The organism is Herbidospora daliensis, from assembly GCF_001570585.1.
GTDB classification, from domain to species: Bacteria; Actinomycetota; Actinomycetes; order Streptosporangiales; family Streptosporangiaceae; genus Herbidospora; species Herbidospora daliensis.
In genome coordinates this window covers 970,613-995,932 of the sequence record NZ_BBXF01000001.1, presented here as the reverse complement: position 1 = coordinate 995,932, position 25,320 = coordinate 970,613, and the positions used below count along the sequence as shown (strand labels likewise).

General features: G+C 71.9%; 28 protein-coding genes and 1 riboswitch. Of the genes, 15 read left to right on the top strand and 13 right to left on the bottom strand.

Annotated elements, in window-relative coordinates; translation table 11 throughout:
• Positions 1-82 precede the first annotated feature (82 nt).
• Entirely contained in the window at positions 83-1,630 is a 1,548-nt protein-coding gene (locus AW274_RS03910) for an alpha-amylase family glycosyl hydrolase (protein ID WP_062429387.1), read from the top strand.
• Between the two features lie 4 nt (positions 1,631-1,634).
• Here the strand turns inward: AW274_RS03910 and AW274_RS03905 are convergent, their stop codons facing one another.
• Positions 1,635-2,330 (bottom strand): NmrA family NAD(P)-binding protein, encoded by a 696-nt coding sequence (locus AW274_RS03905; RefSeq protein WP_062429385.1) that lies wholly within the window; start codon positions 2,328-2,330, stop codon positions 1,635-1,637.
• 17 nt (positions 2,331-2,347) lie between these two features.
• Between AW274_RS03905 and AW274_RS03900 the strand changes: the two genes are divergently transcribed.
• Positions 2,348-2,701: a winged helix-turn-helix transcriptional regulator gene (locus AW274_RS03900; RefSeq protein ID WP_062429383.1), complete on the top strand. Its 354-nt coding sequence runs from the start codon at positions 2,348-2,350 to the stop codon at positions 2,699-2,701.
• On the opposite strand, the gene AW274_RS03895 is transcribed toward AW274_RS03900, so the two are convergent.
• On the bottom strand, positions 2,685-3,911 hold the full coding sequence (locus AW274_RS03895) for an HRDC domain-containing protein (RefSeq protein WP_062429381.1): 1,227 nt from the start codon (positions 3,909-3,911) through the stop codon (positions 2,685-2,687). The genes AW274_RS03900 and AW274_RS03895 overlap by 17 nt on opposite strands.
• Positions 3,908-4,510: a DUF3000 domain-containing protein gene (locus AW274_RS03890; protein ID WP_062335277.1), complete on the bottom strand. Its 603-nt coding sequence runs from the start codon at positions 4,508-4,510 to the stop codon at positions 3,908-3,910. The genes AW274_RS03895 and AW274_RS03890 overlap by 4 nt, the downstream gene beginning before the upstream one ends.
• A 489-nt stretch (positions 4,511-4,999) precedes the next feature.
• On the opposite strand from AW274_RS03890, the gene hemE reads away from it, so the two are divergent.
• From hemE to AW274_RS03875, 3 genes are read left to right on the top strand one after another with little or no spacing between them, the layout of a single operon-like run.
• Positions 5,000-6,037 carry a uroporphyrinogen decarboxylase gene (gene hemE, locus AW274_RS03885; RefSeq protein ID WP_062429379.1) on the top strand — a complete coding sequence of 346 codons (1,038 nt, stop codon included), beginning with the start codon at positions 5,000-5,002 and terminating at the stop codon, positions 6,035-6,037.
• Entirely contained in the window at positions 6,037-6,495 is a 459-nt protein-coding gene (locus tag AW274_RS03880; RefSeq protein ID WP_062429377.1) for a GNAT family N-acetyltransferase, read from the top strand. Before hemE ends, AW274_RS03880 begins: the two co-directional genes overlap by 1 nt.
• A gap of 12 nt (positions 6,496-6,507) precedes the next feature.
• On the top strand, positions 6,508-7,269 hold the full coding sequence (locus AW274_RS03875) for a hypothetical protein (RefSeq protein ID WP_062429375.1): 762 nt from the start codon (positions 6,508-6,510) through the stop codon (positions 7,267-7,269).
• On the opposite strand, the gene AW274_RS03870 is transcribed toward AW274_RS03875, so the two are convergent.
• The gene (locus AW274_RS03870) at positions 7,252-8,229 is read right to left on the bottom strand and encodes a DUF4349 domain-containing protein (protein WP_083973811.1); all 978 of its coding nucleotides are present in this window, start codon (positions 8,227-8,229) and stop codon (positions 7,252-7,254) included. The two genes, AW274_RS03875 and AW274_RS03870, sit on opposite strands and share 18 nt — an antisense overlap.
• Before the next feature lie 71 nt (positions 8,230-8,300).
• Here AW274_RS03870 and hemG point away from each other — a divergent pair, with 71 nt between their 5' ends.
• Genes hemG through AW274_RS03855 form a run of 3 tightly spaced genes read left to right on the top strand, consistent with a single transcriptional unit; the run spans position 8,301 to position 10,997 of the window.
• Positions 8,301-9,737 (top strand): protoporphyrinogen oxidase, encoded by a 1,437-nt coding sequence (gene hemG, locus AW274_RS03865; protein WP_063813067.1) that lies wholly within the window; start codon positions 8,301-8,303, stop codon positions 9,735-9,737.
• Positions 9,703-10,404, top strand: coding sequence for a hydrogen peroxide-dependent heme synthase (gene hemQ, locus AW274_RS03860; RefSeq protein WP_062429371.1), 702 nt, complete (start codon positions 9,703-9,705; stop codon positions 10,402-10,404). The genes hemG and hemQ overlap by 35 nt, the downstream gene beginning before the upstream one ends.
• A gap of 38 nt (positions 10,405-10,442) precedes the next feature.
• Positions 10,443-10,997, top strand: a complete 555-nt coding sequence (locus AW274_RS03855) for a hypothetical protein (RefSeq protein WP_157519751.1) — start codon at positions 10,443-10,445, stop codon at positions 10,995-10,997.
• Here the strand turns inward: AW274_RS03855 and msrB are convergent.
• Entirely contained in the window at positions 10,972-11,382 is a 411-nt protein-coding gene (msrB, locus tag AW274_RS03850; RefSeq protein WP_062334011.1) for a peptide-methionine (R)-S-oxide reductase MsrB, read from the bottom strand. The genes AW274_RS03855 and msrB overlap by 26 nt on opposite strands.
• A gap of 84 nt (positions 11,383-11,466) precedes the next feature.
• On the opposite strand from msrB, the gene ligD reads away from it, so the two are divergent.
• Positions 11,467-12,462 carry a non-homologous end-joining DNA ligase gene (gene ligD / locus AW274_RS03845; protein WP_062429367.1) on the top strand — a complete coding sequence of 332 codons (996 nt, stop codon included), beginning with the start codon at positions 11,467-11,469 and terminating at the stop codon, positions 12,460-12,462.
• A gap of 102 nt (positions 12,463-12,564) precedes the next feature.
• Complete coding sequence (gene glgX, locus AW274_RS03840; RefSeq protein ID WP_062429365.1) at positions 12,565-14,685, top strand: glycogen debranching protein GlgX; 2,121 nt, start codon at positions 12,565-12,567, stop codon at positions 14,683-14,685.
• On the opposite strand, the gene AW274_RS03835 is transcribed toward glgX, so the two are convergent.
• A complete protein-coding gene (locus AW274_RS03835) occupies positions 14,682-15,083 on the bottom strand; it encodes a hypothetical protein (protein WP_063813112.1) in 402 nt (133 codons plus the stop codon). The two genes, glgX and AW274_RS03835, sit on opposite strands and share 4 nt — an antisense overlap.
• Positions 15,084-15,212: 129 nt before the next feature.
• On the opposite strand from AW274_RS03835, the gene AW274_RS03830 reads away from it, so the two are divergent.
• Genes AW274_RS03830 through AW274_RS03820 form a run of 3 tightly spaced genes read left to right on the top strand, consistent with a single transcriptional unit; the run spans position 15,213 to position 17,475 of the window.
• Positions 15,213-15,947, top strand: coding sequence for a pyrimidine reductase family protein (locus AW274_RS03830; protein WP_062429361.1), 735 nt, complete (start codon positions 15,213-15,215; stop codon positions 15,945-15,947).
• Positions 15,944-17,032, top strand: a complete 1,089-nt coding sequence (locus tag AW274_RS03825; RefSeq protein ID WP_062429359.1) for an ATP-dependent DNA ligase — start codon at positions 15,944-15,946, stop codon at positions 17,030-17,032. The genes AW274_RS03830 and AW274_RS03825 overlap by 4 nt, the downstream gene beginning before the upstream one ends.
• On the top strand, positions 17,029-17,475 hold the full coding sequence (locus AW274_RS03820) for a hypothetical protein (protein ID WP_062429357.1): 447 nt from the start codon (positions 17,029-17,031) through the stop codon (positions 17,473-17,475). The genes AW274_RS03825 and AW274_RS03820 overlap by 4 nt, the downstream gene beginning before the upstream one ends.
• A gap of 145 nt (positions 17,476-17,620) precedes the next feature.
• On the opposite strand, the gene AW274_RS03815 is transcribed toward AW274_RS03820, so the two are convergent.
• The 7 genes from AW274_RS03815 to AW274_RS03785 all read right to left on the bottom strand — a co-directional run bounded on the left by AW274_RS03815 (position 17,621) and on the right by AW274_RS03785 (position 23,834).
• Positions 17,621-18,049: an OsmC family protein gene (locus AW274_RS03815; protein WP_062333993.1), complete on the bottom strand. Its 429-nt coding sequence runs from the start codon at positions 18,047-18,049 to the stop codon at positions 17,621-17,623.
• A gap of 47 nt (positions 18,050-18,096) precedes the next feature.
• Positions 18,097-18,867: an ABC transporter ATP-binding protein gene (locus tag AW274_RS03810; RefSeq protein ID WP_062430120.1), complete on the bottom strand. Its 771-nt coding sequence runs from the start codon at positions 18,865-18,867 to the stop codon at positions 18,097-18,099.
• Entirely contained in the window at positions 18,864-19,700 is an 837-nt protein-coding gene (locus tag AW274_RS03805; RefSeq protein WP_062429349.1) for an ABC transporter permease, read from the bottom strand. Before AW274_RS03805 ends, AW274_RS03810 begins: the two co-directional genes overlap by 4 nt.
• On the bottom strand, positions 19,693-19,923 hold the full coding sequence (locus AW274_RS03800) for a hypothetical protein (RefSeq protein ID WP_062429346.1): 231 nt from the start codon (positions 19,921-19,923) through the stop codon (positions 19,693-19,695). The genes AW274_RS03805 and AW274_RS03800 overlap by 8 nt, the downstream gene beginning before the upstream one ends.
• A complete protein-coding gene (locus AW274_RS03795; RefSeq protein ID WP_198169000.1) occupies positions 19,920-20,876 on the bottom strand; it encodes an ABC transporter substrate-binding protein in 957 nt (318 codons plus the stop codon). The genes AW274_RS03800 and AW274_RS03795 overlap by 4 nt, the downstream gene beginning before the upstream one ends.
• 11 nt (positions 20,877-20,887) lie before the next feature.
• Complete coding sequence (locus AW274_RS03790) at positions 20,888-22,009, bottom strand: agmatinase family protein (RefSeq protein ID WP_198168999.1); 1,122 nt, start codon at positions 22,007-22,009, stop codon at positions 20,888-20,890.
• A gap of 52 nt (positions 22,010-22,061) precedes the next feature.
• A riboswitch (guanidine-I (ykkC/yxkD leader) is annotated at positions 22,062-22,159 on the bottom strand.
• Between the two features lie 73 nt (positions 22,160-22,232).
• Entirely contained in the window at positions 22,233-23,834 is a 1,602-nt protein-coding gene (locus AW274_RS03785; RefSeq protein WP_062430119.1) for an isovaleryl-CoA dehydrogenase, read from the bottom strand.
• 63 nt (positions 23,835-23,897) lie between these two features.
• Between AW274_RS03785 and AW274_RS03780 the strand changes: the two genes are divergently transcribed.
• Positions 23,898-24,434, top strand: coding sequence for a sigma-70 family RNA polymerase sigma factor (locus AW274_RS03780; protein ID WP_062429340.1), 537 nt, complete (start codon positions 23,898-23,900; stop codon positions 24,432-24,434).
• The gene (locus AW274_RS03775) at positions 24,431-25,318 is read left to right on the top strand and encodes a maleylpyruvate isomerase N-terminal domain-containing protein (protein ID WP_062429338.1); all 888 of its coding nucleotides are present in this window, start codon (positions 24,431-24,433) and stop codon (positions 25,316-25,318) included. Before AW274_RS03780 ends, AW274_RS03775 begins: the two co-directional genes overlap by 4 nt.
• The last annotated feature ends 2 nt before the right edge of the window (positions 25,319-25,320 follow it).

Sequence of the window (25,320 nt, the reverse complement as noted above, 5' to 3'; positions counted from 1 at the left end):
GCTTTCCGCACGGTACGTCGGCACTCTCCCGAAGCGCAAGGGGTCTGGTTAACTAGGCAAACGACCAGCAAAAAGGGAGCGTGTGTTGAGTCAGTGGTGGCGTGACGCCGTCGTCTACCAGGTCTACCCCCGGAGCTTCGCCGACGGCAGCGGCGACGGCACCGGCGACTTCGCCGGAGCGCTGGCCCGGCTGCCCTATCTGGCCGATCTGGGCGTCGAGGCCGTCTGGTTCTCGCCCTTCTACCCCTCGCCGCTCGCCGACGGCGGCTACGACGTCGCCGACTACTGCGACGTCGACCCCCGCTTCGGCACCCTGGCCGACTTCGACGCCTTCGTCGCGGCGGCCGCCGGACACGGCATCAGGGTGATCGTCGACATCGTGCCGAACCACTGCTCGTCGGCCCACCCGGCGTTCCAGGCGGCCCTGGAAGCCGGTCCCGGCAGCCCCGAACGCGACCTGTTCATGTTCCGCGACGAGCCCAACAACTGGCAGTCGATCTTCGGCGGCCCGGCGTGGACCCAGGTCGACGACGGCCAGTGGTACCTGCACCTGTTCGACTCCTCCCAGCCCGACTGGAACTGGCGCAACCCGGCCGTCCCGGCGATGTTCGAGAAGGTCATCCGCTTCTGGCTCGACCGGGGCGTGGCAGGTCTGCGCGTCGACGTCGCCCACGGCCTGTTCAAGGACCCCGACCTGCCGAGCGTGCCCGACCCGGCCCCCTCCGACCGCCCGTCGCCGTGGTTCCACCGGCCCGAGCTCATCGGCCACTACGCCTCGTGGCGGGCGATCCTCGACTCCTACCCGCCCGACGTCTTCCCCGGCGAGCGCACGGCCGTCGGCGAGTTCTGGGGCACCGAGATCACCCACCTGGAGCCCTACTTCCGCCCCGGCGGCATGCCCCAGGCGTTCAACTTCTTCCTGTTCCAGACCGCCTGGGACGCCGCCGCCCTCAGGCACACCATCACCACCTCGATCGGCCTGGCCGCCGAATCCGACGTCGTCGCCCCCTGGGTGATCAGCAACCACGACGTGGTCCGCCCGGTGACCCGCTACGGCGGCGGCCCCCTGGCCAGCCACGACCTCGACGTCGACGTCGAGCTCGGCACCCGCCGCGCCCGCGCCGCCGCCCTGCTGCTGCTCGCGCTGCCCGGCTCGTCGTACGTCTACCAGGGCGAGGAACTCGGCCTCCCCGAGGTCATCGACATCCCCGACGCCTTCCGCGACGACCCCGTCTTCCACCGCACGGCGGGCGCCCGCCTGGGCCGCGACGGCTGCCGGGTGCCCATCCCGTGGTCCGGCACGGCCAAGCCCTACGGCTTCACCGAAGGCGAGTCGACCTGGTTGCCGCAGCCCGCGACCTGGGCCGCCCTGACCGTCGAGGCCCAGCAGGCCGACCCCGGCTCGACGCTGAACCTCTACAAGCGGGCCATCGCGGCCCGCCCGCGCGGCGGCGCCTTCACGTGGCTCGACCAGGGCGACGAGGTGATCGCCTTCACCCGGGGCGACGGCTTCACCTGCGTGGTCAACCTGTCGGCGCGGACCCTTCCCCTCGACGGGGAGGTCATCCTGGCGAGCGGCCCGCTGGAGGGCGGCCTGCCGCAGGACACGGCGGTGTGGTTGCGGTCGTAGGTCATCAGGGACGCCGGCTCCGGCCGGTGGCCCATTCGCGGAGTGTCGTCGTCCCGGTCGTGATCACGGCCGGGTCCGGCGCCGCGGGCGGCGGTGATCCGGGCGGGGGAGGGGCGTAGGCGGCGGCGATGCCCGCGGCGATCGCGGCGCCGGTGAACGGGGCCAGCATCCGCTCGTACTCCTCCGGCTCGACCGTCCGCCACCGCACCTCGCGGCCCAGTGCGGCGGTCAGCTCCGCGGCGACCTGGTGACCGGTCAGGGCCTGAGGGCCGGCCACGATCCGCACCGGCGGCGGAGCGGGGTCGGTGACGAGGTCGGCGACGACGCCGGCGAGATCGTCGAGCGCCAGCCAGGGAACCGGGAGGCCGGCCGGCAGCGGGTAGGCGGCTTCCCCCTCGCCCACCCGGGGGAGTGACCAGGGGGCCGCGAGATTCTCCATGTACGTGAACGCCGGCGCCACGACGGTCGCGGCGTCCACGACGCCCGGCAGTTCGGCGGCCAGCAGCACCCGGGCGTCCACGAAGGGCACACCGACGGGCCCGCCGGGCGTCGGGCCGCCGGTGTTGAACACCACTCGGGGCACCGCGCCGCCCTTGAGCGCGGCCAGCACCGCCTCGGCCTGCGGCACGGCCGCATCGGCGGCGAAGACGAGCGGCAGTTGCACGATGACCGCATCGGCCCCGGCGTAGGCGTGCGTCAAGGACCGTCGTCGCCCGCCTGACCACGGCCCCCACCAGTGAGTGCGGTGTCGAGCGCACGCTCAGGGTCCTCGACGGCAAGTGGTCGACCCTGGTCATCCGTGAACTGCTGACCGGCCCCAGACGATTCGGCGAACTGCGCTCGGCTTTGGGCGACCCCAGCCCCAAGACGCTCACCGAGCGGCTCCGCATGCTGGAGAACCAGCAGATCCTCACCCGAACGGTGCACGCGGAAGTGCCGCCCCGGGTGGTCTACGAGCTCACCGAACAGGGCCGGAGCCTCAGCGGCATCCTGCACGCCATGCTGGTGTGGGGCCAGGAGCACCCCCTCGTCGAGGAGTCCTCGGCCGCGCCGGTCAGATCTCGCCCTTGATCTCCAGGCGCTGGAGCGCCCGTGACATCGGATGGGCCGCCAGTCCGATCTGCCACTCGCGGGCCCCCAGCGCCCGCAGCCGCTCGGAGATCGCGTCTTCGTCGAGGTCGGCCGGGGGCTCCCAGGTCAGCCGCCGGACGGCGTCGGGCTGGAGCAGGTTCTCGGTCGGCATGCGGTGTTCGTCGGCCAGGGCCGCGACCACCGCGCGGGCGGCGGCGAGGCGTTTGGCGGCCGCCGGGTCGCGGTCGGCCCAGCGGTTCGCCGGGGGCGGGCCGTCGCCCGGACCGAGGGGCTGGGGCAGCTCCGACTCGGGCATGGTGCGGCCGCGGGTGATGGCGGTCAGCCATTCGCGCAGGTGGCGGCGGGCGCTGCGGCCGGTGAAGGGGGCGATCTCGGTCAGCGACTTGGTCGTGCGGGGCAGGTCGAGGGCGGCCTGGACGATCGCCGAGTCGGGCAGCACCCGGCCCGGGGCCAGGTCGGTCTCGCGGGCCAGCGCGTCGCGGATCGTCCACAACTCGCGGACCACCGCGAGGCCGCGCAGGGCCCTGACGCGGTGGATGCCGCTGGTGCGGCGCCACGGGTCGGTGCGCGGGGGAGCCGTCGGCGCGGTCAGGATGGCGGCGAACTCCTCCATCGCCCATTCGAGCTTGCCCGTCTCGGTCAGCTCGGCGTGGAGGGCGTCGCGCAGCTCGATCAGCACCTCGACGTCGAGGGCGGCGTAGCGCAGCCAGTCTTCGGGCAGCGGGCGGGTCGACCAGTCGGCGGCCGAGTGGCCCTTCACCAGGCCGAAGCCCAGCACGACCTCGACCATGGTGCCGAGGCCGACGCGCTCGTAGCCGAGCAGCCGGCCGGCCAGCTCGGTGTCGAACAGCCGCCTGGGCCGGAATCCGATCTCGGCCAGGCACGGCAGGTCCTGCGTGGCGGCGTGGAGCACGACCTCGGCGCCCGACAGGGCGGCGTCGAGCGCCGACAGGTCGGGGCAGGCGATCGGGTCGATGAGCGCGCTCCCACTGCCCGACCGCCGGAGTTGCACGAGGTAGGCCCGGCCGCTGTAGCGGTAGCCGGACGCCCTCTCGGCGTCGACGGCCACCGGGCCGGTCCCGCCCGCGAAAGCGGTCACCGCCGCCGCGAGGTCGGCGGCCTCCGCTATGACGGGCGGGATCCCTTCGCGAGGTTCCAGCAGAGGCTGAACGGCTGTCTCATCGGTCACGTACTGGTCTTCCGGTCTGTCTCTTCATCGGTGCGTCTCGGCCGCAGGGCCGTGACATCGGGCGGCAGGGGAGGTATCCCGGCGGCGATGCACATCAGGTCGCACCAGGCGGCGACGTGCGCGGAAAGATCCTCGTCGAGAGGGGACCATGACGCGCGCAGTTCCAGCTCGGTCGTGACGGGATCGTTGTCCTTGTTCCCGAAACCCTCCGACACCGCTCTGGTAACCGTACCCCCCGCGGCGGCGAACCCGGCGCCGTGGGTCTCCAGCGCGTCGGTCAGCCAGCTCCACGCCACCGGGCCGAGCAGGGGGTCGGAGGTGATCTCCGGCTCCATGTCGGCGCGCACGTAGGCCACCAGCCGGAACGGGCCCTCCCAGCCGCGCTGGCCGTCGGGATCGAACAGCACGATGAGCCGGCCCACGGCCAGTTCGTCGTCGTCGCGGTAGACCGACGCGCCCACGGCGCCCGAATAGGGGGCCAGCCGCTGCGGCGCCGGGATGTCTTCGAGCTCGATCTCGGGGCGTACGGTCGCCGGGCGCAGCGTGGCCATGGCACGGGCGAACGCCTCCGGCGGCCCCGGGCGGTCACCGATCGACATGACGGGCGCGGAGGCGGGTCGCGGGACGAGACGGAGCAGGGGGGTGGTCGTCGCGGTCATCGGTGGTGATCAAGCCGCCGCCAACGCAAGGAACAGGGCGCTCCCGCAGATCACGCACGACCACTCGGGGCACACCTCGTGACCCTCCTCGCAGGGCGGCTGTGTGAACTCGCGCTCGGTGTCGCAGGAGGCACAGCGCTCAGTGCGGTGTTCGGGGGAACTCCACATCGAAGTCATCGCCCTTTCATCGGAACCGGTCCGTCCGACGGTGGCACGTCGCGCCGACAAAACCCCGCATCGCGCTCGGCGTGTCTCGAAAGTGGTATTGGAATCGATGCCGGAGCCCCATTTGGCGAACACTTTGCCTAGAGCGGCGCTCGCGAGGCGTTTGACCGGGGTGTCGCGAGGGCCCAACGATACCGATCATTGGGTGGTCCTGTACCCGGGGTCCCGGCACCGACCGGCCCTGCGGCGTGGGACTCTGGTGGGGTGAATCCCCAGCTGGCCGAGTCGCCTTTCCTGCTGGCCTGCCGCCGCCGGCCCGTGCCCCACACGCCCGTCTGGTTCATGCGTCAGGCGGGGCGTTCGCTGCCCGAATACCGCAAGGTCCGCGAGGGCACCGAGATGCTCGCCGCGTGCGCCACCCCCGACCTGGTCGTGGAGATCACGATGCAGCCGGTCCGCCGCTACGGCGTCGACGCGGCCATCTTCTTCAGCGACATCGTGGTGCCGCTCAAGGCCATCGGGATCGACATCGACATCAAGCCCGGCGTGGGCCCGGTCGTCGCCGACCCGATCCGCGACGCCGCCGGCGTCGGGCGGCTGCGCCCGCTGGAGCCCGGCGACGTCCCCTACATCACCGAGGCCGTGACCGAACTGGTCGCCGAGCTCGGCGCGACCCCGCTGATCGGGTTCGCGGGCGGGCCGTTCACCCTCGCGTCCTACCTGATCGAGGGCGGGCCCTCGAAGAACCACGACCACACCAAGGCCATGATGTACGGCGCCCCGGAGCTCTGGCACGCGCTCATGGACCGGCTGACCACCATCACGCTGGCGTGGCTCAAGGTGCAGGCCGGCGCGGGCGCCTCGGCGCTGCAGCTGTTCGACTCGTGGGTCGGGGCGGTCGCGCCGCGCGACTACCGGGAGTTCGTGCTGCCGTACACCTCGAAGATCTTCGCCGGGCTCGAAGAGCTCGGCGTCCCGCGCATCCACTTCGGGGTCGGCACCGGCGAGCTGCTGCCGATCATGGGCGAGGCCGGGGCCGACGTCGTCGGGGTCGACTGGCGGGTGCCGCTCGACGAGGCGGCCACGCGCGTCGGGTCCGGCAAGGCGCTGCAGGGCAACCTCGACCCGGCGATCCTGCTCGCGCCGTGGGAGGTCGTCGAGAAGCGGGCCCGCGAGGTGATCGAGGCCGGGCGGGTGGCCGAGGGCCACGTGTTCAACCTCGGCCACGGCGTGCTCCCGTCGACCGACCCCAACCAGGTCGCCCGGCTGACCGAGTTCGTGCACGAGTTCAGCGCCCGCTGATGGAGATCGCGGTCGACGACCTCTCGGGGCCGGAGATCGCGGCCTTCCTGGAGGAGCACGTCCGGGAGATGCGCGCGACCACCCCGCCCGAGAGCAAGCACGCCCTCGACCTCGACGGGCTGCGCCGCCCCGGGGTGACCTTCTGGTCGGTCCGCGACGGGGGCGTGATCGTCGGCTGCGGCGCGATCAAGGCGCTCGACGACGTCCACGCCGAGGTCAAGTCGATGCGCACCGCCGCGGCGCGCAAGCGGAGCGGGGTCGCCTCGCTGCTCCTCGGCCACCTCATCGCCGAGGCGGCCCGCATGGGCTTCACCCGGCTGAGCCTGGAGACGGGCTCGGCCGCCTTCTTCGCCCCCGCGCGGTCCCTGTACGAGAAGTTCGGCTTCGCCTACTGCGAACCGTTCGCCGATTACCGGCCCGATCCGCTGAGCGTCTTCATGACCCGGGAGCTGGTCTGACAGGGTGACCCCATGCGGGCCGCTCTCCTCTCGGCGTTACTGCTCCTGCTCATCGCCTCGCCCTTCCTGCCCGGCGGGTACGACCCCCTGGCGCTGCCCCTGTCGACGCTGGTGCAGATCTTCGGGGGAGTGGGCCTGCTCGCCGTGCTCACCTCGGCGCCGCTGCTGGCCTGGCCGCGCAACCGGTTCTGGCGGGTCGCCCAGACCGTCGCGCTGACGGTCACCGCGCTGGCGGTCTCCGCTGCGGCGGCGGCCGAATCGGGCCCGCTCCTCGGGCTGGCGGCGCTCGCGCTGTGGGTGGCGGTGCTGGCGCGGCGGCCCTCGCCGGTCTACTTCGTGGTGCTGCCGCTCGTCGCGCTGGCGGGGCAGGCCGTGCTCAACCGGCCGCTGACGGCCTACGCCCGCGCCACCGCCGTCGCCAACGCCGCCGAGATGATCGCCGCCGTCGAGAAGCGGCACGCCGACCACGGCGGCTACCCCGACGCGCTCACCGCCGTCTGGCCCGACTACCGGCCGGGGGTGCGGGGGGTCGAGCGCTACCACTACGCGAAGGGCGGGGAGTCCTACGACCTCTCCTTCGAGCTGCCCAGGTTCTTCTTCGACGCGTTCGGGACCAGGGAGTTCGTCGTCTACAACCCCGCCGACCGGCACCTGATGCCGAGCCACGCCTCCTGGGTGCTGCTGTGGCCCGACGCCCGGATCCGCAACCAGCAGGGCTGGTACGAGTCCCGCGACGCCGGGCCACCGCACTGGAGGTCATTCCTTTTCGACTAGCTCCTCGTCCCGCGCCTCCACGGGCGCGACGGGAGCCGGGGCCGGGGCCTTCTGCTGCTCGCGGCGCGTCCGCCGCCACCACGGCAGCGCGAGCAGGCCCAGCAGCGCCAGCACGACCAGCCACGGCAGCAGCGCGCCCACGATCGTCGACAGGCTCTCGGCGAAGTTCTTCAGGCCGGTCCAGCCCGCCTTCAGGCCGGCCAGGAAGCCCGTCTCCTCCTCCACCGGCTTGACCGGCGGCGCCGACGGGCCGACCAGGGTGATCGTCACCGTCGCCATGCCGGTCTGCTCGGCCAGCGACTTCTGCCGGGCCTGGAGGGCCTCCAGATCGGCGGTGCGGGACTGGATCTCCCGCTCGATGTCCATGATCTCGCCGATCTTCTCGGCCTTGGTGAGCAGGGTCCGGAACTGCGCCACGGCGGCCTCGGCCGACTTCACCCGGGCCGCGACGTCGGCGACCTCGCCGGTGACGTCCTGGGTGCCCTGGTGCAGCTGCTCGGTCTCGCCGAGCTCCTTGCCCAGGCGGCTCAGCGTCCCGGGGTACTGGCCCGGCGGGATCTTGAACGTGATGGTCGACTCCTGGCGGGACGAGAAGGAGTTGGAGCGCTCCTCCGCGACGTAACCGCCGGCCTCGGTGACCATGCGCTTGGCCGATTCGGCGGCGGCGGCCACGTCCTTGGCCCGGACCGTCATCTCGGCCGTGTAGATGATCGCCCGGTCGGCGGGGGCGACCGTGACGTTGGCGTCGGCGGGGGCCGACTTGGCGTCGCTCCCACCGCCGCTCTGGTCCGCCTCGCGGGCCGCGGGTGCGGGCGCCGCCTGCTCGGCCGCGGCCGAAGGCGCCGAGGCGGGCATGTCGGCGACGCCGCTCGCCGACTCACCGCCGTCGGCCCCACACGCCGTCAGGAGGAACGCCGCCAGCACCAGCGGCAGTACCGCGCGTGAGCGCAAAGTGTTCATGCCCCATTGACGTCCGCCGTGCGTGAACGGTTTTGCGCGGCGCGTCACGACTCAGTCACGGCCTTAGGGTGATGGTCATGGAGCGCTTTCACGTGGTCGTCGTGGGCGGCGGCATCGCCGGCCTGGCCGCCGCATGGCACCTGAGGAACGACCGGATCAGGGTGACCGTGCTCGACGGCGCGGCCCGGATCGGCGGCAAGCTGGTCGCCACCGACGTGGCCGGGGTGCCGGTCGACGCGGGCGCCGAGGCCCTGCTGGCCCGCCGCCCCGAGGGCGTCGAGCTGGCCCGCCTGGCGGGGCTCGGCGGCGACCTGGTCGACCCCGGCACCACCAGCGCGTCCATCCTGTCGCGGGGCGAGTTGCGGCCGATGCCGAAGGGCCAGGTCATGGGCGTGCCGTCCGACCTGGTGGCGCTGGCCCGCTCGGGGGTGCTGTCACCGGCGGGGCTGGCCCGGGTGCCGCTCGACCAGGTGCTGCCCGCGACCCTCGTGACGACCGACGTCTCGGTCGGCTCCTACATCCGGGCCCGCATGGGCGACGAGGTGGTCGACCGGCTGGTCGAGCCGCTGCTCGGCGGCGTCTACGCCGGGTTCGCCGACCGGCTCTCCCTTGAGGCGACCATGCCGGCGGTGGCCGCGGCGGCCCGGTCGGAGGCGTCGCTGCTGCGGGCCGTGCGCGAGATCACCGGCGCCGCCCCGCAGAACCCCGGCCACGTGTTCACCTCGCTGAAGAACGGGATGGGCAGCCTGCCGCCCGCGCTGGCCGCCGCGTCGGGCGCGCAGGTCCGCACCGGGGTGATGGTCCGGGAGTTGTCCCGTACGCCCTCCGGCTGGCGGCTCACCACCGGCCCCACCCGCGACGAGCACACCCTCGACGCCGACGCGGTCGTGGTGGCCGTGCCGGCGACCCCGGCCGCCCGCCTGCTCGACCGCGAGGTGCCCAAGGCCGCCGCCGAACTGGCCAGGATCGAGTACGCCAGCATGGCGATCGTCACCCTCGCCTACCCGATCGAGGCGTTCCCGCAGGTCCCGAGCGGCAGCGGCTACCTCACCCCGCCCGTCGAGGGCCGCGCGGTGAAGGCGGTCACCTTCTCCAGCGTGAAGTGGCCCCACCTGGGCGGCCACGGCTACGTCTTCGTCCGCTGCTCCCTCGGCCGCCTGGGCGAGGAGCGGCTGCTCCAGCGCGACGACGCCGAGCTGGTCGCGCTGGCCATGAACGAGATGACCGAGATCATGGGGGTACGCGGCCTCCCGGCCGACACCCGGGTCACCCGCTGGGGCGGCGCGCTGCCGCAGTACGACGTCGGCCACAACGACCGGGTCGCCCGCGTGCGCGCGGCGGTGGCGGCGGTCCCCGGCCTGGCCGTGTGCGGGGCGGCCTACGACGGCGTCGGCATCCCGGCCACGGCCGCGACCGCCCGCATGGCGGCCGCCCGGATTCTCGACCACCTGGATCCCCGGGCAGAATGGCGGCATGACGGACGGCACCCCGCGGCTCAAGGCGCGTGACCTCAACAACGTGATCCGCTACACCATGTGGTCGGTCTTCCGGCTGCGCGAGGGCCTCCCGGCCGAACGCGACGCCGTGGCCGAGGAGGTGGCCGAGCTCTTCGAGCAGCTCGGGCAGAAAGACGTGGTGACCCGCGGCGCCTACGACGTGGCCGGGTTCCGCGCCGACGCCGACTTCATGTTCTGGTGGCACGCCCCGACCCCCGAAGACCTCCAGGAGGTCTACGCCCGGTTCCGGCGCACCGCCCTCGGGCGGGCCAGCGAGCCGGTCTGGTCGGCGATGGCGCTGCACCGCCCGGCCGAGTTCAACAAGTCCCACATCCCGGCGTTCCTGGCCGAGGAGGAGCCGCGCGGCTTCGTGTGCGTCTACCCGTTCGTGCGGTCGCTGGAGTGGTATCTGCTCGACGACGCCGAGCGCCGGGCGATGCTGGCCGAGCACGGCCAGATGGCCCGCGACTACCCCGACGTGCGCGCCAACACGGTCGCCTGCTTCGCGCTGAACGACTACGAGTGGATGCTCGCCTTCGAGGCCGACGAGCTGCACCGCATCGTCGACCTGATGCGTCACCTGCGCGGCGCCAAGGCCCGTGAGCACACCCGGGTGGAGATCCCCTTCTACACGGGCAGCCGCAAACCGGTCACCGAACTCGTCAACGCCCTGCCGTAAGCCCCAGTTCTTGGCATACTCGTGGGCAAATGATGAAAATGGCACGATCCACGGGGAAACGCCGCAGGTCGCGATCTCGGACCGCCGAAGTGGTCGTCGGGGTCTCGTGCCTGGGGCTCGGCGTGACGGCCGTCGTGGTGCCTCTCCTGGCGGCGCGGGGCGAACAGGCCCCCATACGCACCGCCTCGATCGAGGAGCCCACGACGGCGGCGGTCGCCCCGGCGGCGCAGGCCCCGCCGCCGGCCGAGAAGGAGGAGAAGAAGGCGAAGCGCAAGGAGTCGAAGTACTCCGACAAGGACGCGCTCGCCTACTTCGACGACCGCTGGGACGACGCGACCCACGGCCACATCACCGACATCCGCACCACCGGCACCTACCTGCGCATCTACACCGACTTACCTGAATCGTCCGACAACTCCCCGGCGTCCCTGCGGCTCTGCGAGCGCGGGATGCAGTATCTGGCGGAGCTCGGCGTCAAGAAGCGGGTGGTGTTCGTGCAGGCCCGCACCGGGGGCAACGGCAACCCGGTGCTGGCCAACGTGCTCGGCCCGAAGGACGACTGCCGGGTCACTTATCCGAAGCCGAAGTCCTGAGCGAGATCGCGACGGAGTTGATGCAGTAGCGGTCGTCGGTGGGGGTCGGGTAGCCCTCACCGTGGAAGACGTGGCCCAGGTGGGAGTCGCACGAGGCGCAGCGCACCTCGACCCGCACCATGCCGAGGCTGCGGTCCTCGATCAGGGTCACGTGGTCGCCCGCGCTGGGCTCGTAGAACGAGGGCCAGCCGCAGTGCGACTCGAACTTGGCGTCCGAGGTGAACAGCTCCGCGCCGCAGGCGCGGCAGGAGTAGACGCCCTCGGTCTTGGTGTCGACGTACTCCCCGGTGAAGGGCCGCTCGGTGCCGGCCTGGCGGAGCACCCGGTACTCCTCGGGGCTGAGCTGGGCGCGCCACTCGGCGTCCGTCTTCATGACCTTGTTCATCAGCCACCAGCCTTTTCTGGACGGGATTCCACCTGATCCAACCCACTCGGGGGGTGGAACCTTCCCGATGGGTAGGGTTCGAACATGCCTTCGCCGTTCATCGAAATCGAGGCCGGGGAACGGACCGTCAAGGTCACCAATCCCGACAAGGTCTACTTCCCGGGCATCGGCGCGACCAAGCGCGAGCTCGTCGAGTACTACCTGAGCGTCGGCGACGGCATCATGCGGGCGGTGCGCGACCGGCCGACGTACATCAAGAGGCACCCCGACGGGGTGCAGACCGACGCGATCTACCAGAAGCGCATGCCCAAGCACCCCGACTGGCTGGAGACCGCCGAGGTGCGCTTCCCGAGCGGCCGCACCGCCGACGCGTTCCGGCCGACCGAGGTGGCCGGCATCGCCTGGTGCGCCAACCTGGGCACGATCGACTTCCACCCGTGGGCGGCCCGGGTGCCCGACCTCCACCACCCCGACGAACTGCGCATCGACATCGACCCGCAGCCCGGCACCGGCTTCGACGAGGCCCGCCGGGTCGCCTTCACCGCCCGCGAGGTGCTGGCCGACCTGGGCCTGGTCGGCTTCCCGAAGACGTCCGGGAACCGGGGCATCCACATCTCGGTCCGCCTCCAGCCCCGCTGGACGTTCACCGAGGTCAGATACGCCGGCATCGGGTTCGCCCGGGAGGTCGAGAAACGGGTCCCCGACCTGGCGACCACGGCCTGGTGGAAGGAGGAGCGCGGCGAGCGCGTCTTCATCGACTTCAACCAGAACGCCCTCGACCGGACCGTCGTGGCGGCATACTCGGTGCGGGCCCGGCCCGACGGGCAGGTCTCGGCCCCGGTGACGTGGGAGGAACTGGAGTCGTGCGACCCGGCCGACTTCACGCTCCGCACCATGCCGGCCCGGTTCGCCGAGATCGGCGACCCGCACGAAAGCATCGACGAGGTGGCCTGCGACCTGACGGGCCTCCTGGAGGTCTACGAGAAGGACGGGCGGGGCGACCTGCCCTATCCGCCCAACTACCCGAAGATGCCCGGGGAGCCCAAGCGGGTGCAGCCCTCGAAGGACCGCGACCGATGATCCGTTCTTGTGCCTTCCCCGCTCCTTTCGGGCTGGGCTCCTACCTGTGTTAAATCGGATGAACGGGTAGGGAAAATCCCGGGAAGCGAGAATGGGACCTGCATGCGCGACGTCTGGCCTGGAGAGCCTTATCCGCTCGGCGCCACCTGGGATGGTGTGGGCACCAACTTCTCGGTGTTCAGCGAGGTGGCCGAGCGGGTCGAGCTGTGCCTCTTCGACGACGCGGGCGAGGAAACGCGTATCGACCTCCCCGAGATGGACGGCTTCGTCTGGCACGGCTACCTGCCCGGAATCACCCCTGGTCAGCGCTACGGCTACCGGGTCCACGGCCCCTACAGCCCGCGCCAGGGCCACCGGAGCAACGCCGCCAAACTCCTCCTCGACCCCTACGCCAAGGCGATCGAGGGCGAGGTCAAGTGGAACGAGTCCCTCTTCTCCTACGACTTCGCCGACCCCCGGCGGCTGAACCTCGGCGACTCGGCCCCTTTCATGCCGAAGAACGTCGTGGTCTCGCCCTTCTTCGACTGGGGCAACGACCGGCCGCCGCGTATCCCCTACCACCAGACGGTCATCTACGAGGCCCACGTGAAGGGCCTGACCCGGCTCCACCCCGAGGTGCCCGAAGACCTGCGCGGCACCTACGCGGGGCTGGCCCACCCGGCCGTGGTCGACCACCTGAAGTCGATCGGCGTCACCGCGGTCGAGCTGCTGCCGATCCACCAGTACGTCCCGGAGCACTTCCTGGTCGCCCGCGGGCTGACCAACTACTGGGGCTACAACACGATGGCCTACCTGGCCCCCCACAACGCCTACTCCTCCTCGGGGCAGCGCGGGGAGCAGGTGCTGGAGTTCAAGGCCATGGTCAAGTCGCTCCACGAGGCGGGCATCGAGGTGATCCTCGACGTCGTCTACAACCACACCGCCGAGGGCGACCACATGGGGCCCACGCTGGGCTTCCGCGGCATCGACAACAACTCCTACTACCGGCTCCAGGACGCCGACCGCCGCTATCACCTCGACTACACCGGCTGCGGCAACTCCCTGAACGTGCGCAGCCCTCACGCGCTCCAGCTGATCATGGACTCGCTGCGTTACTGGGTGCTGGAGATGCACGTCGACGGCTTCCGCTTCGACCTGGCCGCCGCGCTCGCCCGCGAGCTCCACGACGTCGACCGCCTGAGCGCCTTCTTCGACCTCATCCAGCAGGATCCGGTGATCTCCCAGGTCAAGCTGATCGCCGAGCCGTGGGACGTCGGCCCCGGCGGCTACCAGGTCGGCAACTTCCCGCCCCTGTGGACCGAGTGGAACGGCAAGTACCGCGACACGGTCCGCGACTTCTGGCGCGGCTCCTCCGCCACGCTGCCCGACTTCGCCTCCCGGCTGACGGGTTCCTCCGACCTGTACGCGACCTCCGGCCGCCGCCCCATCGCCAGCATCAACTTCGTCACCGCCCACGACGGTTTCACCCTCGCCGACCTGGTCTCCTACGACCGCAAGCACAACGACGACAACCTCGAGGGCAACCGCGACGGCTCCGACGACAACCGCTCGTGGAACTGCGGGGTCGAGGGCCCCACCGACGACCCCGACGTCACCGCGCTGCGCCACCGCCAGCGCCGCAACTTCCTGGCCACCCTGTTCCTGTCGCAGGGCGTGCCGATGCTGACCGCGGGCGACGAGTTCGGCCGCACCCAGGGCGGCAACAACAACGCCTACTGCCAGGACAACGAGGTCTCCTGGATCGACTGGTCGCTGGCCGACACCGAATCGGAGCTGCTCGGCTTCGTCCGGGCCGTCGCCGCCTTCCGGCGCGACCACCCGGTGTTCCGGCGCCGCCGCTTCTTCTCCGGCCGCGAGCAGTCAGACGGGGTGCGCGACATCGTGTGGCTCACCCCGGCGGGCAAGGAGATGGACGACTCCGACTGGCACGCCGGCTACTCCAAGGCCGTGGCGGTGTTCGTCAACGGCGACGCGATCAGCGAACCGGGCCCGCGCGGCGAGCGCATCACCGACGACTCGTTCCTGCTGCTGATCAACGCCCACCACGAGAGCCTGACGTTCACCCTGCCGGGCCGCGACTTCGCGGTCAGCTGGAAGTCCCTGTTCGACACCGCCGCCGAGACGGGCGGCGCCGGGCAGCCCCCGGCCGACGTGCGGCACACGGGTGCCGACGTCGAGGTGGCGGCGCGGTCGTTCCGGGTGCTGCGGGCGGTGCGCCGCTAGCGGGTCAGCTCGGTCGCCGTCAGCAGCACCAGCACGAACGTGCTCACCCCCGCGAGCCCGTGGAGCCCCACCGCCACCACCGGGAACCGGTGCTCGGCCCCGCGCGCGTGCCTGCCGCCGCCGAGCCAGCGGGTGAACATCACGAACCCCAGCAGCGCCACCAGGCACAAGGCGCCGAACGAGCCCCACGCGTAGGCGCTGATCCGGGTGACCATAAAGGCCGCCCACAACGCCAGCCCGGTCACCGCCAGCAGCGGATGGCTGAAGATCAGCGCCTTGGGGAACCGGGTCACCTTGGTGGCCTGCTGACGCAGGCCTCCACCGCGTAACCACAGGTAGAGCAGGTAGACCCCGATGGATGCGGCGATCACCCACACGATCAACACGACAAGCGGCACGAAAACCCCCTCCGACCACATCTGGTTCGATCCAACACCGAACCTGACAATCGGCGACCGCTTGACATCAAACCGTTACTCCCCGGGAGGTCCTCCCTAGTTGTCGGACCGCTGTGACAGGGTGGGGTCGTGCGCCAGATACATCCCGAGCCGGCCGACGACCCCGACCTCCCGTCGGTCTACGCCTACCCTCAGGCCGAGTGGCTGCGCCTCAACATGGTGGCCAGCGCCGACGGCGGCGCCTGGCTGAAGGGCCTGTCCAAGGGGCTGTCCTCGCCGGGCGACCGGCGGGTTTTCATGGTGCTGCGCGGCCTGGCCGACGTGGTGCTGGCGGGCGGGGCGACCGTCCGCATCGAGGGCTACGGGCCCTCCAAGCCCCGCGACGCGTGGCGTCCGCTGCGCGAGGGGCGTCCGGCCGCGCCGCCGGTGGCCGTGATCACCCGCAAGATCGACCTCGACCTCGGCGGGGCCCTGTTCACCGAGTGCGCCCCCGAGTCGCGCACCATCGTGATCACCACCGAGTCGGCCCCCGCCGACCGCAGAGCCGAGGCGGCCCGCCACGCCGACGTGATCGTGGCCGGGGAGCAGCGCGTCGACCTGGCCGAGGCGGTCGCCGCGCTGCGCGCCCGGAGCCTCGGGCGCATCCTGTGCGAGGGCGGCCCGCGGCTCAACGCCCACCTGGCGGCGGCCTCCCTCGTCGACGAGCTGTGCCTGACCGTCTCCCCCCTGATGATCGGCGGCGACGCCGCCCGCGTGCTCAACGGCACCGCCTCCCACGCCCGGTTCACGCTGGCCCGGGTGCTCGAGGAGGAGGGCTCGCTGTTCTGCCGCTATGTCCGGGACCGATCGGAGGAGGGGTCATGACCCTGCCCGTACAACCGCCCGTCTCGCCCATGCTGGCCAAGGCGGTCAAGAAGATGCCGGAGCAGGACGGCACCCTGTTCTACGAGCCGAAATGGGACGGCTTCCGCTGCATCGTGTTCCGCGACGGCGACGACGTCTTCCTCGGCAGCCGCAACGAGCGGCCGTTCACCCGCTACTTCCCCGAGGTCATCGAGGCGGTCAAGCGCGAGCTGCCCGAGCGGTGCGTGCTCGACGGCGAGATCGTGGTCACCCGGGGTCCGGCGCTCGACTTCGACCAGTTGCAGCAGCGCATCCACCCGGCCGCCTCCCGGGTGAAGCTGCTGTCGGAGTCGACGCCCGCCTCGTTCATCGCCTTCGACCTGCTCGCCCTGGGCGACGAGAACCTGATGGACCGCCCGTTCTCCGAGCGGCGGCGGCTGCTCGTCGAGGCGACCGCCAAGGCCGGCGACTCGATCCGGCTCACGCCGATCACGACCAACCACGAGCAGGCGCTCGAATGGTTCGAGATGTTCGAGGGCGCCGGGCTCGACGGCATCATCGTGAAACCCGGCGGGCTGCCCTACGAGCCCGACAAACGGGTGATGTTCAAGGTCAAGCACGAACGCACCTGCGACGTCGTGGTGGCCGGATACCGCGAGCACAAGTCGGGCCCGATCGTGGGCTCGCTGCTGCTCGGCCTCTACGGCGACGACGGCAAACTCCATCACGTGGGCGTGTCGGCGTCGTTCCCGATGAAGCGCCGCGAGGAGCTGGTGGCCGAGCTCGCCCCCTACAAGGTCGACGACCCCGCCGAACACCCCTGGGGCGAGTGGGCCGCCTGGGCGGGGGCCGGGGTCGGCGGCGGGCCCGAAGGGCAGCGGCTGCCCGGCGCGGTCTCACGGTGGAACGCCAAGAAGGACCTGTCGTTCATCCCCCTGAAACCCGAGCTGGTCATCGAGGTCGCCTACGACCACATGGAGGGGGCGCGCTTCCGGCACACTGCGCAGTTCCGCCGCTGGCGCACCGACCGCACCCCCGAGTCGTGCACCTACGAGCAGCTCGACGTGCCGGTGGCCTACAACCTCGACGACATCCTGGCCCGATGAGACTGCTCGCCGGGTTATCCGACGTCGTCCCGCTCGACCACCTCTACGGGGTGACCGACATCGGCGCGGGCCCCGGCGAACCCGGCGTGTGGGACATCGAGCGGCGGCACGACGTCGGGCCCGACTGGCTGACCCCCGGGCGAAACGGCCTGCTGTTCCTCGAATACGGTCCTGGTCCCTTCTACCTGCGGTGGGAACTCTGGGACCAGGACCCGGGAGAACCCGCCGAGCGCAGCTGGACCGGGCGTCTGCACCTCGCCTCGGGCCGGGTCACGGCCTACACCCTCCACTACGAGAACGAGACCTACGCGGAGTTCGATCTCGGCAGGGCCGGGGCCGAATGGAACGTCCGGGTCGACCGGTGGTCGCTGCGGGAGGCGCTGCGGTCCGAGTTCGCCGGGCACGACGTGGCAGGCCAGATCCTGCGGTTCCGGTTCTGGTGATCCGGCGTCGCGGCGCGGTGCGGGAGCGGGTGGTCAGCGCCGGGTGCGGCGCGTTGCGGAGGCGGCGGGCGGGGCCGGGGCAGGCGGAGCCGTAACGGAAAGAAGAAAGCCCCCGCCTGGTGGACGGGGGCCTTCGACGGAACGTCTAGCTGAGGAGCTCGGCGTTCAGGGTGATCTCGGTGCCGGTGAGGGCCTTGCTGACCGGGCAGTTGGCCTTGGCGTTCTCGGCGGCGGTCTGGAACTCCTCGGCGGTGATGCCGGGGACCTGGGCCTTGACCGACAGGACGATGCCGGTGATGCCCTGGCCGGGCTGGAAGGTCACGTCGGCCTTGGTCTCGACCGTCTGCGGCGGGGTGCCCGCCTGGGCGAGGCCGTGCGACAGGGCCATCGAGAAGCACGAGGAGTGCGCGGCCGCGATGAGCTCTTCGGGGCTGGTCTTACCGTTGGCCGCCTCGGCGCGCGATGGCCAGCTGACGTCGAACGTGCCGACGCCGGACGTGTCCAGCGACACCGAGCCGGAGCCGTCGAGGAGCGCGCCCTTCCACTGGGTCGTCGCGGTACGAGTGGTCGCCATAGCGATATCCCTTCGATAACGGTGATGCCACCGACGAACATAACGCCTCAGGCGTGCGCGGCTGCCAGGTGGGCACGGTGTTCGCGCCGGACCAGGTCCTCCACCTGCGCCCGGACCGCCAGGAACGCGGCCGTCCGCTTCACCTCCAGGCCCTCGCCGGGCGGCTCCACCCGCAGGTCGCGGGCCACCCGGCCGGGGTCGCTGGCGAGCACCAGCACCCGCCGGCCGAGGAACACCGCCTCCTCGACGTCGTGGGTGACCATGACCACCGTGGTGCCCAGATCGCGCCAGATCCGGCGGATGAACAGCTGCATGTCCTCCTTGGTCTGGACGTCCAGGGCCCCGAACGGCTCGTCGAGCAGCAGCACCCTGGGGGAGCGGGCCAGCGCCCGCGCGATGGAGACCCGCTGCTGCTGGCCGCCCGAGAGGCTGCCGGGCAGTTTCGCGGCGTGCTCGGTGAGGCCGACCTCGTCGAGCAGCCAGGCGACCCGCTCCTTCCTGGCCTGGCGCGACATGTCCCGCGTCTCCAGGCCGAACGCGACGTTCCTCTCGACGGTGCGCCACGGGTAGAGGCTGGGCGACTGGAAGGCCATGCCCCGGTCGGGTCCCGGTCCCTCGACGGGCCGCCCGTCGAGCGTGATCCGGCCCTCGGTGGCTCTGGTCAGGCCCGCGACGAGCGACAACAGGGTCGACTTGCCCGAGCCGCTGGCCCCGACGATCGTGACGAACTCGCCGGGCGGGATCTCCAGGTCGATGTGCTCCAGCACCGGGACGCCGGGGGTGTACGCCATCGACACGCCCTCGAAGCGCAGGCTCACGCCGACCACCTGCCGACCCGGGCCCGGACGACCCGCAGCGTGACGTCGATGGTCAGCCCGATGAGCCCGATGACGATGAGGATGGCGAAGATCTTGTCGGTCTGCAGGAACCGCTGGGCCCGGGTGATCCGGTAGCCCAGGCCGGAGGTCGCCGCGATCAGCTCGGCCACGACGACGAGGTTGTAGGCGACGGCGGCGTTGACGCGCAGGGCGTCCAGGATGCCGGGCAGCGCGTGCGGGAACACCACCCGCGCGGCGACGCGCGCCCGCCCGGCCCCGAGCGTGGCCGAGACGTCGAGCAGCCTCCTCGGCACCTGCCTGACCACGTCGGCGGTCATGAGGGTGTTGAAGAACACCACCCCGAGCACCAGCAGAGCGATCTTGGACGTCTCCCCGATACCCAGCCAGATGATCAGCAACGGGATGAACGCCGAGGCCGGGAGGTACCGCAGGATCCCGATGATCGGCTCGAACAGCGGCTGCGCCCAGCTGACGGTGCCCATCAGGAACCCCAGCGGGACCGAGATCAGCACCGCCAGCGCGAACCCGGCCCCGATCCGCCCGAGGCTGGCCAGCAGGTCACTCTGCAGGTCGCCACTGGCGGCCATCTCGGTGAACGCGGCCCACACCTCGGGCGGCGCCGGCAGGAACCGGTCGGGCACGATCCCCGAACCGCTGACCGCCCACCAGAGCACGAACGGCACCACGACCGAGGCGACCCGCAACAGCCAGGCGGTCCGGCGCGAGACCCCGGTCTTGAGCAGCTTCACGCGCGGCGCGGCGGCCCGCTCGACGGGAGGCGACTCCACGCTCACCAGCGTCGTGTCAGCCATCGTTGACCCCGCCCGACGGCTCGACCTGCCACGACCCGCCGGTCACGGCCACGACCACCTGGCGGGCGGCGTTGGCGACCGGGCCCGCGGGCAGGTCCTCGGCGAATTCGTGGACGACCGCCGGGGCGCCGTCGGGGATGCCGGTGGTGCGGCGGGTGCTCGCGGTGCGGGCGGTCGGTCCGGATGAGGTCACGCGGACGCGGTGGCGGTTGGCGAGGGTCATGGCTGGACGGCCTCCACGAACTTGGGTAGGAACAGGCCCTCGAGCGGCGGGGCCGCGTCGACGAGCTCGGTCGAGACCAGGAAGTCGGAGATCAGCTTCGCCTGCCGGTCGAGCGGGCCGGCGAAGGCGGTCCGGTTCTGGTCGAGGGTGAAGATCGTGGTGCCCTTGTCGTACGTCTCGTACTCCGCCGGCGTCACCCCGCCCCGCCTGGCCATGATCTCCACGGCCTTCGCCCGGTTCGCGCCGATCCACTCGATCGTGTCGAACCACGTGTTCACCAGGCCCTGGACCGCCTTCTCGTCGCGGGAGACCAGGTCGCGGGTGACCACCAGGTGGTCGGGGATCGCGCCGGGGAAGTCGGCCGAGGTCGCGATGGCGGCGCTGCCCTCGCGTTCGAGGGCCGTCGAGGTGAAGGGCGCGAACGCGCCGACGGCGTCGACCTGGCCCGCGACGAAGGCCGCGGCGGCGGCGTCGGTGAGCATCGGGGTGAACGTCACGTCGGCCTCCGACAGGCCGGCCTTCTCCAGGGCGAGCAGCAGCAGGTAGTGGTCGACCGTGCCCTGCTCGGCGGCGACCGTTCTGCCCTTCAGGTCGGCCAGGGACGTGATGCCGGGGGCGGCGATGATCTGGTCGTTGCCGGTCGAGTTGTCGTTGACCAGCACGATGCTCTGCTTCGCCCCGCCCGCCACCGAGGCGAGGGTGTCGTTGAGGGTCTGGCTGTTGGCGTCGATCGTGCCGGTCGCCAGGGCGTTCAGGGAGTCGGTGTAGCTGTCGAAGTACTTCAGCTCGACCGTCACCCCGTTCTTCTCGAACAGGCCCTGCTCCTCGGCGACCTGCCACGGGAACCAGCCGGGCCAGGCGCTGAAGCCGAGCGTGATCGGGGCGGCCGAGGGCGTGGCCTGCTCGGCGGGGGCGGCGGCGCAGGCCGTACAGAGCAGCAAGACCAAGAGCACGCGACGGAACATCACGCCGCTCCCTTCTTCTTGGGGAGGTGACCCGCGCGGACCAGGCACCCGAGGGTGTCGCAGATCACGCGGGTGGCGATGAGGGAGGTGATCTCGGCGTTGTCGTAGGGCGGCGCGCACTCGACCACCTCGATGCCGGCCAGCGGCCGGGCGCCGGCGATGAGCTGGATGAACTTCAGCACCTCACGCGGCAGGAAGCCGCCCGGCTCGGGCCAGCCGGTGCCGGGCACGAACGCGGCGTCGAGGCAGTCGACGTCGAACGACAACCACACGGCCTCCGCGCCGTCCCAGGCCACCTCCAGGGCCCGCTCGGCGGCGGCCTCGATGCCCATCTCGACGCAGTCGGTGACGGTCATGATCGTGGTGCCGCGCTCGCGGCCGACCTTCACGCCCGGCCGGGGCGCCTGCCAGCCGCCGATCCCGATCTGGACGAGGTTCTTCGGCGGCACGTTCGGCAGGTCGGTGGCGTGGAACCAGGGCGTGGTGTGCATCCGCTCGTCGAGGTCGGTCTCCTGGGTGTCGACGTGGCGGTCGAAGTGGATGATCCCGACGTTCCCGGCGTGGTGCTCGGCCACCGCCCGCACGGTCGGGTAGCCGATCGAGTGGTCGCCGCCCAGCACGACGGGGAACGCCCCCGACGCGTAGACGTGCGAGACGCCCTTGCTGATCTGGTCGAACGTCTTCTCGATGTTGGCCGGGATGGTGAAGACGTCGCCCAGGTCGCAGATGGTGATCGACTCGCGCAGGTCGACGCCGAGCTCGAAACTGTAGGGGCCGTAGAGGGCGCTGATCTTGCGGATGCCCTGGGGGCCGAACCGGGTGCCCGACCGGTAGGTGGTGCCGCCGTCGAACGGCGCGCCGATCACCGCGACGTCGTAGTCGCCGCAGGTGCGCACGTCCTCGACGTACGGGGCCTTGAGGAAGGTGTTGATGCCGGCGAAGTGCGGCAGCTCGCCCCGGGAGAAGGTGGGGATGGTGCGGTCGACGATCGAGTCGGCGCCCGGGAGTCCGAGTTCCAGGCCGCGCTCGATCTCGCGCTGGTGCATGGTCGTGGGCAGCGCGGCCTCGCGCTCGACGGCCGACCGGGCCTCGGGGCCGTAGTTGTGGTGGAGGTGTCCCACGGGCACTCCTTTTCGGGAAAGCCTCACGTCGGGAGGCAGCCGACACGTGACTGTCTCCCGGGCTTTTCTCCCGCCGTGGAACGGCCTGGCGGCCGCCTGCACCTCTCGGACCAGCCTCGGAACCCGAGCGGAACCCTAGGTGCGCCCCACCTTCCGGTGGGTCCCCTTCATGAGAGCGCCGGGCCGTTTCCTCCGTGTTTCCGGGGCGTAGCGGTCGGGTGACTCAGATCCGGGCCAAGATGGCGTCCAGGTCGGGGCCGGGGCCGAGGGCGCCGTACGCGCGGCCCGAGCCGCCGCCGAGCCGCGAGGCGCAGAACGCGTCGGCCACGCCCGCCGGGGCGAACCTGATCAGCAGCGACGCCTGGAGCACCAGCGCCATCTCCTCGGCGAGCCGCCGCGCGTCGGCCTCGGTGGCGTGGGCCAGGGTCTTGCGCACCCGGCTCACCGACTCGGAGACCCGGGGGTCGGCGGCGAGCTCGACCTCGGCGAAGTACGCCTCCGCCGCCTCGGGCTCACGCGTGAGGGCCCGCATCAGGTCGAGCGCCGCGACGTTGCCCGACCCCTCCCAGATGCCGTTCAGCGGCGACTCGCGGAACAGCCGCGGCATGCCCGACTCCTCGACGTAGCCGTTGCCGCCCAGGCATTCGAGCGCCTCGGCGGCGTGCCCGGCGGCGCGCTTGCAGACCCAGTACTTCCCGGCCGCCAGCGCCACCCGGCGGAACAGCCCCTCCTGCGCCTGCCCGGCGACGGCGCGGTCGGTCGCCCCGGCGAGGCGCATCATCAGCACCGTGGCCGCCTCGGATTCGAGGGCCAGGTCGGCCAGCACGTTGCGCATCAGCGGCTGGTCGATCAGCGGCCGGCCGAAGGCGGCCCGGTGCCGGGCGTGGTGGACGGCCTGGGTCAGCCCCAGCCGCATGCCCGCCGCCGAGCCGATCACGCAGTCGAGCCGGGTCATGTTGACCATCTCGATGATGGTCCGGACCCCGCGCCCCTCCTCGCCGACCAGCCAGGCGACCGCGTCGTCGTACTCGACCTCGGCCGAGGCGTTCGACCGGTTGCCGAGCTTGTCCTTCAGCCGCATCAGCCTGACGGCGTTGCGCGTGCCGTCGGGCAGCACCCGGGGGAGCAGGAAGCAGGAGAGCCCGCCCGGCGCCTGGGCCAGCACCAGGAACACGTCGCACATCGGCGCGGAGTTGAACCACTTGTGGCCGTTCAGGGCGTAGGCGCCGTCGCCGAGCGGCTCGGCGGTCGTCAGGTTCGCCCGGACGTCGCTGCCGCCCTGCTTCTCGGTCATGGCCATGCCGGCGAGCACCCCGCGCTTGTCGGCCAGGGGGCGCAGCCCGGGGTCGTAGGTACGGGCGGCGAGCGCCGCCTCCCACTCGCCCGCCAGCGCCGGGGCGTGCCGCAGCGCGGCCACCGAGGCGTACGTCATCGAGATCGGGCAGCCGTGGCCCGCCTCGACCTGCGACCACACGTAGAACTTGGCCGCCCGCGCCACGTGGGCGCCCGGCCGGGCCATCGTCCAGGGCGCGGCGTGCAGCCCGTGCTCGACGGCGACGGTCATCAGTTCGTGCCACGCCGGGTGGAACTCCACCTCGTCGATCCGGTGCCCATAACGGTCGTGCGTGCGCAGGACCGGCTCGTTCTCGTTGGCCAGCCGCCCCCACTCCTGCGCCTTCGCCGAACCCGCGAGGGTGCCCAGCTGCCGCAGCTCGCCCTCGGCCCAGTCGGCGCCCTCCCGGGCCAGCGCCGCCGCCAGCGCCGGGTCGGCCGCCACGTCGTGACCCGACAGCGGCGGCACCTGGTTCATGACTTCATGGCTCATGTCATCCATCTGACCATCCCGGGCGAATAATGCGATGCTCGGGTCGACGAGTGGGGAGCCGCCGTGGACGACCACCTGTTCCACCGCCGGGTCGTGAGCGGCGACGAATCCGCCTTGGGCGAGATGTACGACCGGTTCTCCGCCCTGCTCTACGGTCTGGCGCTCCGCGTGACCCGCGACCGGGTCGCCGCCGAGGACATCACCCAGGAGGTCTTCGCGACCTTCTGGGAGCGCCCGCTGGGCTTCGACCCGGCACGCGGCAGCCTGCGCACCTTCCTGGCGACCGTCGCCCACCGGCGCTCGGTCGACCACGTCAGGTCGGAGGAACGCCGCCGCGTCGGGGCCCTGGCCCCCCGCCTGTTCGAACGCCCCCACGACCTCGAAGAGGGCGTCGTCGCCGCCGACGAGATCAAACGGGTCAGGGAGGCGGTGGTGGGCTTGCCCGACGCCCTGCGCCAGGTCATCGAGCTGGCCTACTACGGAGGCCGCACCTACCGCGAGGTGGCGGTGGAGATCGGCGTACCGGAGGGGACCGCCAAGTCCCGCATCCGGCTGGCCCTGCGCCGCCTGGCCGAGTCGCTGAACGAGGAGGCGCTGTGAGCCTCGACCGCCTCTACCTCGACCTGCTCGACGAGGCCCCCGTGGCCCCGCCGTCGGGCGGCCGGGCCCGCCTGCTCGCCACGGCCGCCTCCCGCCGCCGCCCCGCCGCCGACTGCGTCGCGTGGGCCCGCCCGTACGCGGGCCGGGTGGCCGCCATGGACGCCGTCTTCGCCTCGGCGACCGCGTGGGACGTGGAGATCGTGGAGGGCTGGAACCTCCAGGAGCTGATCGGCCACCTGGCGGCCAAGGACGGCCTGGTGGCGGCGGCCGTCGGGGCACCCGTCCACGGCCCCCCGATCACCGACGACGAGCCGATGGCCCGGACGGCGGTCGTCCACGACCACGAACGCTCCCGCTCCCTGCTGGAGACCCACCGGTCGTGGCGCGACCAGGCCGACGCCCTCTGCCACGCCCTGTCGGGCGCCGACCCGGCCCGGATGATCACCCCGGGCGGCCTGCCCCTGCCGGTCGGCGACCAGCTGCTCGGCCGCGCCCTGGAGACCTGGGTGCACACCCACGACACGGCCGTGTCGGAGGGCCTGCACCTCCCGAAGCCGCCGGCGGAGGAGCTGCACCCGATGGCCGACCTGTGCGCGCGGCTGCTCCCGACGACGGCCCTGCTGAGCGGCCTCGACCTGGGCGACCGGTCGATCCGCCTGACGCTGACCGGCGACGGGGGAGGAGACTGGCACATTCCGCTGCTCCCGGGCTCGCCCGCCGGCGGTTACGACGGCCAGGAGGTCGCCCTCTCGCTCCTGGCCGACGCGGCCGAATACTGCTTCGTGCTGGGCGGCCGGGGAGCGGGCTACGCGTGGGAGGCCGAGGGCGACCTGGCGCTGGCGGCCGACCTGAGGGCGGCGGCCCCCGCGTTGTCGGGGCCGTGAGC